Raw genomic sequence first — 16,773 nt, 5'->3', positions numbered from 1 at the left:
CAGGCGGCGGCGCCGCTCATGAATGGATGGCACGCACCCGCTGTTGCCGACCGCGAATTCTCCCGAATCACGCATTCGCTCGATTGCGCGAGTTTTTGGCGGCTGCTTCGCCCGCAAGATTCTGCAGCACGAGCACGCGGAGGACTTCAGCCGGCCGCCTCGCTGCGGTCGCTGCCGGCAGCGGCAAATCGATCTGCGTCGCCGGAGCAACGGGAATTGGTATTGGCGCTGCTACAACAAAGCCTGCCAGGAAGGGCCAGGTAAGAAGGCGTGGACGGCCGACGTCGTCTTCTGCGGCAGCCGCGCCGATCGCACCGTCTGAGATCGGGCTGGACGGCCTGGCGAGATTTTCAGGCCGGCGGAGTGAGCTCGCCTGTGCCGAAGCCCTTGACGATGGCGGCGGCGGTGGCGCGGCCGGCGTTGTCCAGGTTTCTGAGCTCGTCTTCGAACTCGAAGACCTTCCGGAAGGCCTCGCCATACCGTCGCTGCTCCTCGATGGGCATGCGCGGAACCAGCACCCGGCGCGCGTCGAATCGGCTGATGCTCGATTGGGAGCCGCCGCCCGGCCCGGCGGAGGTCGCCTTCAGGAATCCCGCGAGGAAGTACGCGTCGATCCGTTGGGGGTCGGGCCGCAGGAGGGTCAGCCGCGGGCCGAGCACGATCCCCTTCTCCGTGACGACTCTTACCGCGAACTCACCTGCTCTGGCGGCTACGACGACGTCACCCGGTTCTGTGATGATGCGGTCGTCCGGCTGGGTGCGAGACTGCGGTGTGGTGCCGGAGAACAGGTCCTGGTCGGTGATGACGGGGTCGCCCGATCCGGATATGTCGAACCGTCCTGAGCTGAACACCTTGATCGCCCCGGCTCGCTCCATCTCGGCGAGGTCGACCGAGGGCATCGTCTTGGCCGGAGCGGGAACGGCCTCGGGGACCATCGTTGTCAACCGCTCCAGACGTTTGAGCAACTGCTCGCGGACCGCCGGAAACTGCTGCGCCGGCGCCTGGTCTTCCGCACTCACATGCCGGCCGGGGGTGAGATCGACGTTCTCGTCCATCAACTCGATGATGGGAACGGCACATACCGGCCCTGCTTGTTCCGCCCGTTGCCCGGGAGCGGAACGGAACTCCCGCCAGCGATCGGCGATCTCGTCGAAGGTCTCCGGCTCGGCCTCGGCCATGAGGACGTGGGACGGGACCGGGTCGCCGTCGGCCGGCTTGCGGAGAACCCAAAGGTGAAGGGGCAGGCCCGTGCCCACGCCCATCCTCGACGGCAGGCCGATGACCGCCTGCAGCGTTCCCTGCCGGAGGAGGTTGCTCCTGATCCGCCGGCCTGACCTGCGGTTGGCGGCCACGGCGGGCATCAGCATGACGGCGATGCCCCCGGGTCTTAGGTGTGCCAGGGCGTGTTGCACCCACGCGAGCTCTGATTCGGCCTTGGGCGGCAGCCCGTACGCCCAGCGGGGGTCGCTGGCCAGGTCGTCGTAGCCCCAGTTGCGCTCGTTGAACGGCGGGTGGCACAAAACCGCATCCACAACGAGATCGGGCCAGGAGTCACCGCGCAGGGAGTCACCGGTCCCCACCGATCCCTCGATCTGCGCCAGAGCCAGCCGTGTCCGGGCGAGGCGTGCGACGGTGTCGTCCGCCTCCTGGCCGTACGCGTGGTCCACGTGGCGGATCGTGGTGAGGAGCGTACCGAGACCGCACGCGGGGTCGAGGACGGATCGGACGTCCGGGCCGGCCAGTCTCGCCATGAACTCCGCGATCTCCGGCGGCGTCTCGAACAGCCGTCGGGAGTGGACGTCGGCGTAGCGGTCGAGAAGGAACCGGGCCGCCTCGGCACTCCCCTGCTCCTCGGCGAGCTCCTGCAGCAGCCGCCAGGCGGGAGCGGCGACGAGACGGCGTTTCCCCTGGCCCAGCAGGAGCTCGGTAGCCTCGGCGACCACCGCTCCCAGGTGCAGGTCGTCGGCGGCGTTCCTGATCTGCTGCCAGGCGCGTTCCCTGAGCGGCACCTCCTCGACCTTGCCCTGGTGGAGAAGCCACTCCTCCACGGCCTTAAGCGAGAACGTGGGGCTGGTCGCGGTGCCGCCGACCGGTGCCGGGAAGTCCTCGTACCGCTTCCGCCAATTGCTCACGGCCGCACGGCCGACGCCGACCATCCTGGCGATATCGGCCGCGGTGACGGTCGCCCCGTCCCCCGCCATCATCGGCCTCCTCATCGTCCCCGGCTCACGCCGTCAAGGTTCACGTGTACGGCGTTCACAGTTTAGCCGCATGCTTATAACCCCGGAGGTCCACCGAAGCGATGATCTGCTTGTAGCCCTTCTCGTCCTCCGGATGCGCGCTCAGCACGTAGAAGGCGACCTTCGACTGCGGGAGATACCAGACCATCATCGTGTACACGAGGTTGACCTCGCAGGCGACCTGCCACTCCCGGTAGTACGCCTTCCTGCCGTCGCGCATCTTCGCCAGTCCCGAATGGACGAGCCGTGAGGCATAGGGATCGATGCCGTAGTACAGCCCCGCCTCTCCCTCGTCATCCGAAATCGATCCGTAGGGATCGCGGAGCACGCTCCCTCCCGTCAGGCAGGGCACGTGCTGCCCCCACATGAAGCCGAATTCGGAGTCCTCGATGCCGAAGCCCGGCCAATCGTCCTTCGTCGACGTGAGCTCGACGGCCATGGAATCGGGACGGCAGAAGAAGTCCCAGGGACCGTCGGCTCCCCCCGACCGGGGAGACTCCACGCAGGCCCGATCGTCGCCGTCGGTGGTCATCCGCCAGCCCTTGGGGAGCGTCAGCGAGACGCCCTTGAACGACACCCTCCTGCCCGCAGCCTCCGGCTTCTTCTTCGGGCTCTCCGCCGGTGCCGGAGTGACCGTGGCCGTCGCGACGGGGGCCGGAGCGACGGTGGCCTGCACCGGGGAAGCAGGCGCTGCCTGCGTGACGACGGGGGTGGAACGCTCCGATGCGGACGCGGCGATGATGGCGGTCACGGTGATCAGGGTGACCGCGGCCGCGGTCGCCACGTAGGCGTGGATCCACGACGCCCTGGATGGCCGGCCGGCGGCTGTCACCGGTGCGTTGTTGGCTCCGGAGACAGCCGCGGCGGCCTCGGCCGTCGCCGGGGCGGTCACCGGCTCCTCCGACCGCAGGAGCCTGGTCGGCGGAGCGGGAGCGACGACGACCTCGGGCCAATCGGGCGCCTCGTGGGACGGGAGCACCCAGGTCCGCTGGATGAACGAGGTGACGTCGCCCGGTTCCGTCCCGGGCTCCTCGCCCTGCCAGGTCTCGGTCACCGCCGCGAGGACGTCGGCAGCGGCGGGCCGCTCCGCGGGGTCCTTGGCCAGCGCCCGGCCGACGAGGTCACGCAGGTCCTCCGGCACGGCCTGGAGGTCAGGGATCTGCTCGCGCACCCGGTAGGCCAGCACCTCGAGACGGCCGGTGCCGTACGGCGGCTCGCCCGTGGACGCGTACAGCACCAGCAGGCCCCAGCCGTAGACGTCGGCCGGGGTGCCGGTATTGCCGTCGCCGTACTCCTCGGGGCTGATCCACCCGGGCGAGCCGATCAACGTGCCGGTGTGCGTCATCGAGGTGGAGTCGAGGACCTTGGCGATGCCGAAGTCGATGAGCCGGGGCCCCTGCGGCGAGAGGATCACGTTCGGCGGCTTGAGATCGCGGTGCACGACCCCGGCGGCGTGCATGGCCACGAGCGCCTCCGCCACCCCGGCGGCCAGGCCGTACAGTGCGTCGCCGGTCAGCGGCCCCTCGGCCTCCACGTGCTGTTCGAGCGTGGGCCCGGGAATGAACTCCGTCGCCAGCCACGGGCGCTCGGTCCCGGCATCGGAGTCGAGCACACGGGCGAGACAGGCTCCCTCGACTCCGGCGAGTACGGAGGTCTCCCGGCTGAAGCGGCGACGGAACTCGAGGTCGACCGACAGGGTCTCGTGGACGAGCTTGACCGCCACGCGCCGGCCGGAGCCGTCCACGGCCGCGTAGACGGCCCCCATGCCGCCCGCACCGAGACGGCCGACGACCAGGTATGGACCGATCCTGCGTGGATCACCCGTCAACAGCGGCTGCACGCACCCTCCGTGCTGATGTCACAAGGCGCGACCGGTTTGGGCGGATTCACCGCTTTGCGCGCCGCAAGTAACATGACACAGAGCCATACGTGAATGCAACCCTCGGATAGGTTGTGTGCGCGATTCACAGCATGCTTTACTTGCAGCCGTCCCCGTTCACACCCCCGCCGCGGACTCCCGGCCGGCAACGACGAAGAAGGCGTCCCCATGCACTCGAACCCGCAGCAGCCGCCGCAGGGCTACCCGCCGCCCTACCCCCAGACCGTCGTCGTGCAGAAGAAGGGCGGCGGCTGCCTGAAAGCGCTCCTGATCGGCGCCGCCGTGCTCGCGGGCCTGATCGTCCTTGGAACGATCCTCAAGGGCGGTGGGCAGAGCGACACCCAGGCGAGCCTGACCGACACACCCGAGCACGCCACCCAGACCCACAAGGCGAAGAAGCCGCAGGTCCCCGGGCTGGGCGACGTGGTCAAGGACGGCAAGTTCGCGTTCAAGGTCACCAAGGTCGAGAAGGGACTGTCCCAGGTCGGTGAGGGCTTCACGGTCTCCAAGGCCCAGGGGCAGTACGTCCTGATCCACCTGACCGTGAAGAACATCGGCGACGAGGCGCAGATGTTCAGCGACTCGGCGCAGAAGCTCATCGACGCCAAGGGCCGCACGTTCGACGCCGACTCCGGAGCCGCCGCGCTCGGGCTCAAGGACTCCAATGCGTTCCTCAACAACATCAACCCGGGGAACTCGGTCAACGGCATCCTGCTGTTCGACGTGCCGAAAGACGTCAGGCTCAAGGCGGTCGAGCTGCACGACTCGCTGTTCTCCGATGGTGTGACCGTCTCCCTGGCACGGTGAGCGTGGGCTACTACTCCAGCGTCATGGGCTGCATGCTCGGCGGCGCCGTCGGAGACGCTCTGGGCAGCCCCGTCGAGTTCATGTCCCTGGCACAGATCCGCGCCACTCATGGACCGGACGGACTGCGCGACATGGTCTCGACCGAGGTCACCGACGACACGCAGATGACCCTGTTCACGGCGGAAGGGCTGATCCGCGCACGGCTTCACCGCATCGACCCCGTCGAGGCCGTCCGGAACTCCTACCTCCGCTGGCTCGACACGCAGCAGTTCCCCGAGCCGCCGGCCGCGGACGACGCCCTGCGCAACGGGTGGCTCAGGCGAGAGAGGTGGCTGTACGCGGTGCGGGCGCCGGGCATGGCCTGCCTGTCCGGGCTGTACGCCGCCGGGCGGCACGTGAACGTCCCCGCCCCCGGCGCCATCGGCGAGATCAACCCGCTCTCCAAGGGCTGCGGGTCCGTGATGCGTTCCGCGCCCTTCGGACTGTCGGTGTTCGACCCGTTCGAGACGGCGGCCCGCTGCTCCTACCTCACCCACGGGCATCCCACGGCCTCGCTGTCCGCCGGAGCGTTCGCCGCGATCATCCACGACCTCGTTCACGGCGACCCGCTGGAGCAGGCCGTACGACGGGCGCTCGGCCGGCTCACCACCTGTCCCGCGCACGAGGAGACCGTCAGCGCGCTGCGCGCCGCCGTCCACCTGGCCGCCGGGCCCGAGCCGACAGCCGAAGCGGTCGAATCCCTCGGGGCGGGGTGGGTCGCGGCGGAGGCTCTCGCGATCGCCGTCTACTGCGCGCTCGCCGAGCCGGACCCGGGAAAGGCCCTCCTTCTGGCGGTCAACCACTCCGGCGACTCCGACTCCACCGGCGCCATCTGCGGCAGCATCCTCGGCGCACGGCACGGGTTCAGGTTCCTGCCCGCCGAATGGGTCGACGCGGTGGAAGGCCGCCGGACCCTCGTGAAGATCACCTACGACCTCCTGACGGAACCCACCTCACACAGTTATTGGACCGACCGCTATCCCCGCTGAGGAGAACGCCCATGTTCCGCCGCATGCTCGCCGTACTGGCCCTGACCACCGCCGCCCTCACGACACCGGCCACCGCCCACGCCGACACGACCTACCGGGGCGATGGTGACGACGTCATCCGCATCCACGCCACGAAGAAGCCCGGCCTCATCCGTTTCACCCACGACGGCGATTCCAACTTCATCGTCCACACGGTCGACCCGCACGGAAAGGCCGGGGAGTACCTGGTCAACGAGATCGGGCCCTACAAGGGCACCGTGCTCTACAACGACTACGGCACCAGGGGCACGATCGGGCTGGAGATCAAGGCCGACGGAGCCTGGACGGCGACGTTCCTGCCCCTGACCAAGGCGCGCTGCTGGTGCTCGGCGACGATCCGGGGCACCGGCGACCAGGTGCTCAAGCTCTCCCCCACCCGCGGGCTGCACACCGTACGCGCCGCGCACGGCGGTGAGTCCAACTTCATCGTGCACGCCTACCCCCGCATCGGCTATTACGGCGACCTGCTCTTCAACGAGATCGGCCGCTACAAGGGCAAGGCCCTCCTGCCCGTCGGCACCCGGCTTGTCACGGTCCACGCCGACGGTGCCTGGACCCTCACCCGGAACTGACGGCCGGGATCCAACGTCACCCCCACCCGCATAGGCATTTCTAACCATTTGCCGGTGCAATAGTTGACACTTGCACCACGCAATCGGGAAGATCACGCCGATTTCTCGCGTCTGGACCGGTCCATCCGGAATCCCCTTTGACGCTGACCCGAATCTAACGAGAGGACATCGGTCTTCCGTGATGGACCAGGATCTTGCCGCTGAACTCCGCGTGCTCGCCAAGCATCCGGGCTTGAAGCCCCGGGCGGAACAGCTTCGCGAGCTGGCGTGGGCCGTCCTGACGCCCGATGAGGCCGAGCGATGGTGCGAGGTGGACCTGTTCGCCGCCTTCCCACCCGGAGAGTCGGTCCGTTCGATCCCGGCCGACTCAAGTATTGGGCACAAGGCACACAAGATCATCGATGTGGTGCAGCCTGTGCTCGTCTTCCTCCCCATCGTCACCACCTGGTTCGGGCTCAAGATGGCCACGACGGCGTACGGCGAGACCCTGGCGGCCGCAGGCGTCGAGGCGGCTCGCCGGCCGTTCCTGGAGATGTGGCAGCAGGGCTTCGACGGAAGGCTGCCGGGCTGGCTGCGGTTCGACAGCATCGCCTTCATGACCCTGGGGGTGATCGGCGCGCTCATCGTCATCACTCTGTGGGAGAGGCTCCTGCGCCGCTCGATCGAGCAGAGGGCCGAGGAAGAGGCGGCCGCCCTTCGCTCACGCCTGCTGGCCGCACTGACCAAGGCGACCTTGCACCTCGGTCAGGTGAAGCTGGCCTCGCCGGCCCGGTTCCAGGCCGAGCTGACCAAGAGCGCGAGCGAGCTGAACAAGGTCGGCAGGACCATGGGCAAGGTTCACACGCAGGTGGTGGAGGAACTCGAGAAGGCGCTGGAGGCCACCGGCCAGGCCACGGACGCGCTGACGGCGGGCGTCGCCGAGGTGCGGGACTCGATCGCGACCCTCGACAAGCACATGGCCGCGGTCTCCTCCGCCGCGGAGACATTGCTGCACTCGGTCGAGCGCACCGCCTACGCCATCGACTCCGTCGGCGAGAAGACGGACAAGGCGGTGGACCGTGTCGGCGACCGGCTCAGCACCGTCATCCTCGACTCGACCAGCGGCGTACGGAAGTCCGTCGACGAGTTGGCGACGCTGACCGAGCAGGCCGTACGCGACATGACGTCGTCCACAGGACAGGTCGTCCGGGATCTGACGACATCCGCGGGGCAGGTCGTGAAGGATCTCGCGGCCTCGACAGGCCTGGTGGTGCGGGATCTGGGAGATTCGACCGGCCAGGCCGTGCGGGACCTGGCGGACTCGACCGGCCAGGTCGTCCGCGACCTCGCGAGCTCGACCGGGCAGGCCGTACGCGACACGGCGGCGAGCCTGGACGCGCGGGTCGGCGAGCTGGTGAGCGCGACGGCCGGGATCGGTTCCGCCGTCGGCCGGGTGGAGACCGCCGCCACCGAAAGCGGCGACCGGATCAGCCATGCGCTCACCAGCGGCAGCGGCACCCTCTCCGCCGTGCTCGGCGGCGCCGGAGCCGACATCAGGGAGGCCCTCGACGACTGGGCCGGGACCGCGAGCGCGCATGCCGCGAGGATCGAGATGGTCTCGGACACCGCCGGCCGCACCGTACGGCTGCTGGAGGAGACGCGGGACGCCCTGGACCGGCTGCCCGCGGACCTTGCCAGGTCTCTCCAGGAGGTTCCGGCGGCCGTCCGTGAGGTCACCGGCCCCGAGATCACCGCATTGCAGGCCGCCATCGCCCGGCTGGACGAGGCGGTACGGCAGGCCGCCGCGGCCGTCACCGCCGGCCTCGTCAGCGGTGCCGCGCGATCCTCCGGCGCCGGCACCCCGCCCGGCCCGGACCGCACGCAGGTCCCGGCCGGACCTGCGGATGATCCGCATGGCCAGGCACCCCTCGACACGGGCGCCGCCCCGGGCACCACGGGGAACAGCGGCGAGCGGTCCGAGGAATGGCACTCGTGATCAGCCGTCGCGGTTCGGCGCCGTCGCTGCTCCTCGCAGGCTGGCTGTTCGCCGACCTGCTGCTGGGGCTCACGATCATCATGCTGGGCGCGCAGGCGCCCCCTCCCATCCCGGCCAAGCCCCTTGCGGGTAAGGGAACCGCCTCGCCCTCGCCGAGCCCGTCCCCATCGCCCTGCGTCACCCGCGCCGCCGGGGTGGCCGCCAAGCCCACCAAGATCTCCTTCCGGGTGAACTCCGGCGCCTCGGACAAGGAGCTGCTCGGCACGGTGCGGCGTGAGCTGCTCAAGCACAGGAAGCGCCTGGCCGGGCGGCACGCCGGCATGGTGCTGACCTTCGGCGCCAGCGGAGGCGCGGGGGAAGGCGTCCATCTGGCCACGCGAGTCAACGCGGCCGCGAGCAAGGCGTTCCCCAACATCTTCCAGACCGCGGCCACCCGCAACTTCCATGACCTCGCCGCCCCGAGCGGGTCGATCTCCATGGAGATCTACTTCGTCTCCGGCGGCTGCTCCCCCATCACCGAGAGCTGAGGACCACCTGATGAGCGAACAGGTACTCCCCTTCTATCTGGTCTGCGACGAGTCGTACTCCATGCAGGGACCGCCCCTCGATGCCATCAACCAGGAGCTCCCCCTGATCTACCAGGAGATCGCGAGCAACCCGGTCGTGGCGGACCGGGCCAGGCTCGGCATCATCGGGTTCAGCAGCACCGCCGAGGTGCTGCTCCCGCTGGCCGACCTCAACGACGTGCACTCCATTCCGCAGCTGTCCCCGCGCGGCACGACGAATTATGGCGCCGCGTTCTCCCTGCTCAAGCGCACGATCGAGCAGGACGTCGCGGGGCTGAAGCAGGCCGGGCACGCGCCGTACCGGCCCACGGTGTTCTTCCTCACCGACGGCCTCCCGACGGACGAGTGGCACGTCGAGCACAAGGAGCTGGTCAGCCGCGATTTCCGGGCTCATCCGACCATCCTGGCGTTCGGCTTCGGCGACGTGGATCCGGCGACTCTGCAGCAGGTGGCCACGTTCCGGGCGTTCATCGCCAACGGCGACATGTCGCCGACACAGGCTCTCCGCGAGTTCGCGCGGCAGCTGCTCAACTCCGTCGTCCAGTCGGCCGTCGCGTCGTCGTCCAATCCCTCGGGCACGGCCCAGCTCATCATCCCCGACCAGGTGCCGGGCTACACGGTCCTCGCCCCCGACCCGCTCTGATCGCGAACCGTACCCGGAAGAGGAACCGCACATGGAACAGGTCCAGGAGCACGAGGCGCCCGCGGCGGCGGAGACGGTGCCCGGGTTTCCCCAGCCGCTCGTCATCGGCCGCGAGCCGCGGGTGATCTCACAGCCGGGTCCGCTGCCTGCGGTACGGCGGCCGGACACCGAAATCGACGGCGCCGCGCTGCCCGGGCTGGAGGTGCGTGCCGCATCGATCCGAGGCGACGCGCACCGCTACTACGGCACCGTACGTCAGGACGCGATGGGGCTCTGGCACGACGGCGAGGGCACGCTGCTGGCCTGCGTGGCGGACGGGCTGGGCAGCAAGGAGGGCTCGCATGTCGGAGCGGCCACGGCCTGCGAGGTCGCGCAGGCGTATCTCTCCACGCTGCCGATCGCCCCTGACTACATGACGGACGCCCGGGAGTTCGTCGACGGCATCGCCGGCGACATCCGCGACCGGGCGGACGAGCGCGGGATGCCGCCGGACGAGTTGTCCACGACGTTCCTCGCCGCCAGGATCCGGGAGGTGCCCGAGACGTCCGTGCACCGCGCCGTGCTGGTCCGGGTCGGCGACTGCATGGCGTGGCACCTGCACAGGGGCGTCTGGACACCGTGCTTCGGCGAGGACGACGCCGACGCGGGGGTCTCGACCTCGGCGACCCACGCGCTGCCTCGCGATATCGAGCACGTGGAAGTCGGCTATGCCGACCTGTATCCAGGCGACATGCTGCTGCTGTGCACCGACGGCCTGGCCAAGCCGATGCGGGGGCCGCAGGTGAGCTCCCGGTTGGCGAGCTGGTGGAGCCGGCCGCCGTCCCTGCCCGAGTTCTTCTGGCAGATGAGCTTCCGGGCGAAGACGCACGACGACGACCGGACCGCCGTGTGCATCTGGAGGGTCTGAATGGCCTTCACGCCCCATCCGCTCGACCGGCACCGTGCGACGCTGCCCCTGGAGTCCGACCCCCTCGACAAGGGCGGCCAGGGGGTGGTCACCCGTGTGCTCGGGCCGGAGAACCTCGTCTACAAGGAGTACATGCCGCAGGCCGGCCAGGTGAACGGCGCGGCACTTGCGGAGCTCGTCGAGTTCGGTCATCGCCAGACGGCCACCGAGGTGCGCGCGCTGCTGCACCAGTGCGCCTGGCCCGTCGCGAGGGTCGTGCACGGGGGCCAGGTGACCGGCTTCCTGATGCCGCACGTGCCCCGGGACTTCTACGGCACGATCGGCGGTAAGCCCAAGCTCGTCGAGCTGCAATATCTGCTGTACGAACCGAACTGGGCGTGGCAGGACCTGCACCAGCCGGACGTCCACGGCCGCCTTGAGATCGCGACGCTGGCCGCCAAGCTGATCGACCTGCTGCACACCCACGGGTGGATCGTCGGGGACCTTTCCTTCCGGAACCTCCTGTGGCGCCCGGGCCAGCCGTACAAGGTCTTCATGCTCGACTGCGACGGCCTGCGCCGGCACGGGGCGGAACCGGTGTTGCGGCAGGCGCACACGCCGGACTGGAATGATCCCTACCAGCCCTCCAGCGGGCCGGACATGGACACCGACCGATACAAGCTCGCGCTGCTGGTCGGCCGGGTGCTCTCGCGGACCCCGTCCGTGCGGCCCGGTGACGAGCCGGCGCTGCTCCCCGGCCTGCCGGACCATGTGGTCACCGCTGTCGGGGAGCTCTTCACCCGTGCGCAGGGCCCGCGCGGCACACGTCCGATCGCGGCCGAGTGGGTCCAGGCTCTCATCGGCCGCAAGCGCATCGCGGTGACCCGGCCCGCTCGGCAACAGCGGTCCGTGCACTCCGGGCCTGACGCCCCGATCCGCCTGCCGGGCACGGGCCGTGTCAGTGTGCCGGTCAGCAGGCCGGCACGGGGAAGCAGACCGCCCCTGCCGCCGCCACCGTCCCCACCGTCCACGGAACGGAGCTGGACGTCGGTCTCTCCCATGGGCGGACCGACGACGCCCGCAAAGGACGGGAACAGGCGTCAGCCCGCGCATCAGCCGCGTGTCTCCCGACCAGGCGAGACCATCTGCGGCCTCCCCGTGGCACACGAACCGGTGCGCTCCAAGCCCGCACCTGCCGCCCCTCCCCCAGCACCGGTGCCCGTAACACCTGCCCAGCCGATTGCACCTCCTGCGGCAGTGACAGCTCTGCCAACCCTTGGTCAGCGGGTGGTGGCCTCGGATACCTATGCCGAGCAGCGGCGGCTGGCTCCCCGGGGCGGCGTCGTCGATGACGATACGGTCGCCCGGATCATCGACCACCTCGCCGGGGGCACCGGACGGGGCTCGGTGGCGGACATCGCGCAGCGGCTCGGCGAGACGCCTGACCGGACGGTCCTGTTGATGCGGGCGCTGAAGAACCTGCTCAACGTGGAGCAGACCGATGTGATCATGCTCAAGGACCGCGACCGTACGGTCGAGCTGAACGTGCGACTGCTGGAAGAGCAGTTCCTCGAGGAGGATGAACCGTGACGGCGAAGGTGAGCCGGGCAAGGCGGCGGCAGATCATCGACGCTCTCGGCCGCGGGACCGTGCCGCGCAACGGCCTGGATCTGTTCGCGGTCGGCATGGAGCGGTTCGAGAAGGCGCTCGACGACGATCTGACGGCGGTGACCGCCGGAAGCTCGGGATTCAAGGCGGTTCGCGGCGAGTACGGCTCGGGCAAGACGTTCTTCGCCCGCTGGCTGGCCGAAAGGGCCAAGCGGAAGAAGATGGCGACCAGCGAGATCCAGATCTCGGACCGGACCACGCCTCTGCACCGGCTGGAGACCGTCTACCGGTCGTTGATCGGTGGGTTGAGCACCGCGAGCTCGCCGCCGAGCGCGTTGCAGGACATCGTGGACACATGGCTTCTCGCTCTGGAGGATGACGCCGGGGTCGCGAAGGACGACCGCAGGGCGATGAGCACCGCGGTCGAGGAGCTCATCGAGTCACGGCTGGCCGAGACCGCGAAGAACGCGCCGGCGTTCGCGACCGCGCTGCGTTTCTACCGCCGCGCCAGGCTGTCGGGCGACCATGCGACCGCGGACGGCCTGCTCGCCTGGGTGCGCGGCGAGCCGAACGTCGCGTCGAGCATCCGCCGCTATGCCGGGCTCAAGGGGGACGTCGACTCGACTTCGGCCCTGTATTTCCTGCAGGGCCTGCTCGTGGTGCTGCGCGACTGCGGTTATCCGGGGCTGCTGGTCGTGCTCGACGAGGTCGAGACCCTGCAGCGGATGCGCAGCGACAACCGTGAGCGGAGCCTCAACACGCTTCGGCAGCTCATCGACGAGATCGACAAGGGCCGCTTCCCCGGCCTCTATCTCGTCATCACCGGCACTCCCGCCTTCTATGACGGTCAGCAGGGCGTGCAGCGATCCCCGGCCCTGGCCCAGCGGCTGCATTCCGACTTCAAGACCGACGCGCGGTTCGACTCCGCCCGCTCGGTGCAGATCCGGCTCACCGGCTTCGACCGCGACAAGCTGGTCGAGCTGGGCTGCGCCGTACGCGACCTGTACGCCCAGGGAGACCCCGCCGAGCAGCGCATCAGGAACCTCATCGACGACGCGTACGTCAAGGACCTGGCCACCGCCGTCGCCGGGCACCTGGGAGCCGGCGTGGCGCCGCGGATCTTCCTCCGCAAGCTCGTCGCCGACGTGCTCTACCGGGTCTCGGACCACGAGGATTTCGACCCCCGGCGGGACTACCGGCAGGTCACGGTCACAGAGGGAGAGCTGAACGACGACGAGCTGAACGCCTTCCGCCGCGGCCGCCCGGCGGTCTCCGCGGACGATGTGGAGCTCGACCTGCCGTGACCTCGCCGACACTCGCACTTCACCCGACGATCGCGTACCACCTCACCAACACGCTCGGCTGGGCCCGGCTGCGGCCGCTGCAGCAGGAGGCGCTACGTCCCATCGGCGAAGGGCGGGACGCGCTGTTGATCGCGCCGACAGCCGGAGGCAAGACCGAGGCGGCGACGTTCCCGCTACTGTCCGTGATGGAGGAACAGACCTGGACCGGCCTGTCGGTGCTGTACGTCTGCCCGCTGAAGGCCCTGCTCAACAACCTGCTGCCGCGCCTTCAGTCGTACGCGGGCTGGCTCGGCAGGCGGGTCGAGCTCTGGCACGGGGACGTGTCCGGCTCCCGCCGTCAGGCGATCCTGCGGGATCCGCCCGACATCCTGTTGACCACCCCGGAATCCCTGGAGGCCATGCTCATCAGCAACGGGGTGGACCACCGCCGCCTCCTGGCGGATCTGCGGGCAGTCGTGGTCGACGAGGTGCACGCCTTCGCCCGCGACGATCGGGGCTGGCACCTGCTCGCCGTTCTGGAGCGCCTCACCCGGCTGGCCGGACGGCCGCTCCAGCGCATCGGCCTGTCGGCGACGGTGGGCAATCCTCGTGAACTGCTTTCCTGGCTCCAGGGTTCGGGCGCGGGGAGCCGGCCTGCGGAAGTGATCGCCCCTGGCATGGGAGCGGATTCCGGAGCGGCCGATGTGGAGCTGGACCACGTCGGCTCCGTCGCCAACGCCGCCCGCGTCATCGCGGCACTGCATCAGGGCGAGAAACGGCTCGTCTTCTGCGACTCCCGCAGGATGGTGGAAGAGCTCGGTCAGTTGCTGCGCGACCACGGCGTCACGACGTTCCTCTCCCACTCCTCCCTCTCGGCCGACGAACGGCGCCGCGCTGAAGAGGCCTTCGCCCAGTCTCGCGACTGTGTCATCGTCTCGACCTCCACGCTGGAACTGGGCATCGATGTCGGAGACCTGGATCGAGTCATCCAGATCAACGCTCCGTGGTCGGTCGCGTCGTTCCTCCAGCGCCTGGGCCGTACGGGCAGGCGCTCGGGAGTCAGGCGCAACTGCCTCGTCCTGGGCCTGACCCAGGAGGATCTCCTCGCCTCCGCGGGGCTCCTGCTGCTGTGGAGCACGGGTTACGTCGAGCCCCTGCAGCCGCCGCCCTCGCCTCGGCACATAGTCGCGCAACAACTCCTCGCGCTCGCCCTGCAGGAGGGCCGGATAGGCGACGCCCTGTGGCCGGACTGGTGGCGCGGCCTCGGCCCTTTCCGTGAGCAGCACGCGCGCCCGGTGCTCGACCATCTCATCGACCAGGGCTTCCTCGAGCGAGACGGCGGCGCGCTGCTCGTCGGCCCTCAGGCCGAGCAGCGCTTCGGGCGCCGGAACTTCATGGACCTCACCGCGGTGTTCACGGCCCCGCCGGAGTTCACCGTCCTGCGCGGCAACGCCGAGATCGGCCGGACGGATCCCAGCCTCCTGACGTCCGCCGTCACGGGGCCGCGCCTCCTGCTGCTGGCCGGCCGCACCTGGGTCGTGGACTGGATCGACTGGAAACGACGACGATGCTTCGTCCAGCCCGTTGAAGGAGGCGGCGGCAAGGCCCGCTGGGCGACCACGATGTCCGGCGGCGCTTCCTTCGCCCTGGCACGCGCCATGCGGGACGTCGTTCTGGGCGCCGACCCTCCGGTGAAACTCACCCGCCGGGCGGTGACCGGACTCACGCGGATACGGGAGGACAGCCACGACCTCGTCCACCCGGGCGGCACCGTGATCGTGCGAAACGACGGCGACCTGCAGTGGTGGACCTGGGCCGGATATCGCGCCAACGCCACGATCAAAGCCACGCTCGGCCCGCTCGCCGATCCGACCCAGCGCGTGGACGACCTGCACGTCAGGCTGAGGAACGACCTGACCGGCACTCGGTGGCGGCAGGACCTCGCCGGCGAGCTCAGCCGACCCGACATCGACGACAGGGCGCTGAACGGCCTCAAGTTCAGCGCATTGCTGCCCCGCGAACTCGCCGTCGAGACGCTCGCGACCCGTCTGGCCGATCTCCCCGCCGCGGCCGCCGTGCTTTCGGAGCCCGCGCATTTCACGCTCCGATGAGCATGCCTATCCGGCGATGACCCGGCCTGATCAGTCTGGACCATCCCAGCCGAGTATCTAGAAATTTGTGCCGGTTTTCGGAATGATCAACCGGTTGTCACGTTCCAAAAGAAAGGGATGACTGACGACTATGTCGATCGGCCACCTCGTCGCGCAGTACCAGGCCTATGCGGCAGCCGAGCCAGAGCGGTTCAGTATGACCATCTCCGAGTCGCTGGACGATCTGGTCCTTCGGCTGGGCGATGAGATTCACGGTCTGGAGCAGACGGTGATCGCCGATCCGGACATCGTCCGGGATGAGTTGTCTCGCTCGCTGAAGGCGCTCGCTGATCGGCTCGCCGAGCAGGGGCACCCCGATAACGAGTTGCTCGCGCGCCGCATAGTGCTCGCCCTCTCGGAGGGCCGTGATCGGCTTCAGCTCGCGCGGGCGCTGAGCGAGCTCGCCGTGCCGCTCACGGCGCTGGGCCGGCTCGACGATGCCGTCTCCGTACGGCGCCGCGCTTTCCGCATCCTTCGCACCCTGGCCAAGGAGGACGTTACCCGCTGGCTGGATGTTGCCGCGGAGGCCGAACCGTACAGTGCCCTGCTCGTCCATGTCGGCAGTGTGCTCGACGCGATGATGGTCTGCCGGCAGACGGTCCGCGGCCTCGCTCCACTCGTCGAGATGGGTTTGGACTGGGCGCGGGAACCGTACGCTCGCTGCCTGCTGCGTCTCGCCCAGCGCGTGGCCGAGGACGACGACCTGAAGGAAGGCATCCGGCTGGCGGAGAAGTCCATCGAGCAGTTCCGGGCTCTGGGAGGGGGCTACGGTCTAGCCCTCGCGCTCAACATCCTGAGCAACCTCAAAGTGGACGACGGTGACCTCGCCGGAGCCCTCACGACCTCCCAGGCCGCGCTGGAAGTGGCAAGGAATCTGGCCGACGGCGACTACCGTATGACACTCGCCATGGCGCTGCAGACCACAGCCTTACGGCATGCGGATCTCGAACAGTGGAACCAGGCACACGAGAGCCTCATTGAGGCTGGGGAACTCTTTCCGCTGCTGCTTGCCGAGGATTCCGGAGCGGCCCCGTGGTACGCGAGTTTCCTCAGCAACCTCTCCCAGGTTCAGGCGAAGCTCGGCGATGCGGACGCCG

The 16,773-nt window shown here is 69.2% G+C and carries 13 protein-coding genes; 11 read left to right on the top strand and 2 right to left on the bottom strand.

The features are described 5' to 3' along the window. Positions 1-350: 350 nt before the first annotated feature. Both FLX08_RS43255 and FLX08_RS22200 read right to left on the bottom strand, forming a co-directional pair. On the bottom strand, positions 351-2,204 hold the full coding sequence (locus tag FLX08_RS43255) for an N-6 DNA methylase (RefSeq protein ID WP_341874343.1): 1,854 nt from the start codon (positions 2,202-2,204) through the stop codon (positions 351-353). A 52-nt stretch (positions 2,205-2,256) separates the two neighbouring features. Then, the gene (locus tag FLX08_RS22200) at positions 2,257-4,080 is read right to left on the bottom strand and encodes a serine/threonine protein kinase (RefSeq protein WP_142620906.1); all 1,824 of its coding nucleotides are present in this window, start codon (positions 4,078-4,080) and stop codon (positions 2,257-2,259) included. Between the two features lie 207 nt (positions 4,081-4,287). On the opposite strand from FLX08_RS22200, the gene FLX08_RS22195 reads away from it, so the two are divergent. The 11 genes from FLX08_RS22195 to FLX08_RS22145 all read left to right on the top strand — a co-directional run. Continuing rightward, the gene (locus tag FLX08_RS22195) at positions 4,288-4,926 is read left to right on the top strand and encodes a DUF4352 domain-containing protein (protein ID WP_142620904.1); all 639 of its coding nucleotides are present in this window, start codon (positions 4,288-4,290) and stop codon (positions 4,924-4,926) included. Then, positions 4,923-5,954, top strand: coding sequence for an ADP-ribosylglycohydrolase family protein (locus FLX08_RS22190; RefSeq protein ID WP_244312810.1), 1,032 nt, complete (start codon positions 4,923-4,925; stop codon positions 5,952-5,954). The genes FLX08_RS22195 and FLX08_RS22190 overlap by 4 nt, the downstream gene beginning before the upstream one ends. Positions 5,955-5,965: 11 nt before the next feature. Further along, on the top strand, positions 5,966-6,565 hold the full coding sequence (locus FLX08_RS22185; RefSeq protein ID WP_142620902.1) for a hypothetical protein: 600 nt from the start codon (positions 5,966-5,968) through the stop codon (positions 6,563-6,565). A gap of 181 nt (positions 6,566-6,746) precedes the next feature. Next, entirely contained in the window at positions 6,747-8,540 is a 1,794-nt protein-coding gene (locus FLX08_RS22180) for a methyl-accepting chemotaxis protein (protein WP_142620900.1), read from the top strand. Next, positions 8,537-9,067, top strand: coding sequence for a hypothetical protein (locus tag FLX08_RS22175; protein ID WP_244312809.1), 531 nt, complete (start codon positions 8,537-8,539; stop codon positions 9,065-9,067). Before FLX08_RS22180 ends, FLX08_RS22175 begins: the two co-directional genes overlap by 4 nt. A gap of 10 nt (positions 9,068-9,077) precedes the next feature. Further along, positions 9,078-9,749, top strand: coding sequence for a vWA domain-containing protein (locus FLX08_RS22170; protein ID WP_142620896.1), 672 nt, complete (start codon positions 9,078-9,080; stop codon positions 9,747-9,749). Positions 9,750-9,780: 31 nt separating this feature from the next. Further along, a complete protein-coding gene (locus FLX08_RS22165; protein WP_142620895.1) occupies positions 9,781-10,656 on the top strand; it encodes a protein phosphatase 2C domain-containing protein in 876 nt (291 codons plus the stop codon). Then, on the top strand, positions 10,657-12,225 hold the full coding sequence (locus FLX08_RS22160; RefSeq protein WP_142620893.1) for a hypothetical protein: 1,569 nt from the start codon (positions 10,657-10,659) through the stop codon (positions 12,223-12,225). Next, entirely contained in the window at positions 12,222-13,547 is a 1,326-nt protein-coding gene (brxD, locus tag FLX08_RS22155) for a BREX system ATP-binding protein BrxD (protein WP_142620891.1), read from the top strand. The genes FLX08_RS22160 and brxD overlap by 4 nt, the downstream gene beginning before the upstream one ends. Then, a complete protein-coding gene (locus FLX08_RS22150) occupies positions 13,544-15,637 on the top strand; it encodes a DEAD/DEAH box helicase (RefSeq protein WP_142620889.1) in 2,094 nt (697 codons plus the stop codon). Before brxD ends, FLX08_RS22150 begins: the two co-directional genes overlap by 4 nt. Before the next feature lie 130 nt (positions 15,638-15,767). Next, positions 15,768-16,773, top strand: a 1,006-nt coding sequence (locus tag FLX08_RS22145; RefSeq protein ID WP_142620887.1) for a tetratricopeptide repeat protein, incomplete at its 3' end; no start/stop codon positions are given.

It is taken from the genome of Microbispora hainanensis, from assembly GCF_006874475.1.
GTDB classification, from domain to species: domain Bacteria; phylum Actinomycetota; class Actinomycetes; order Streptosporangiales; family Streptosporangiaceae; genus Microbispora; species Microbispora hainanensis.
Note: the sequence above shows the minus strand (reverse complement) of the source record. Positions and strands in the feature narration are given on the sequence as shown.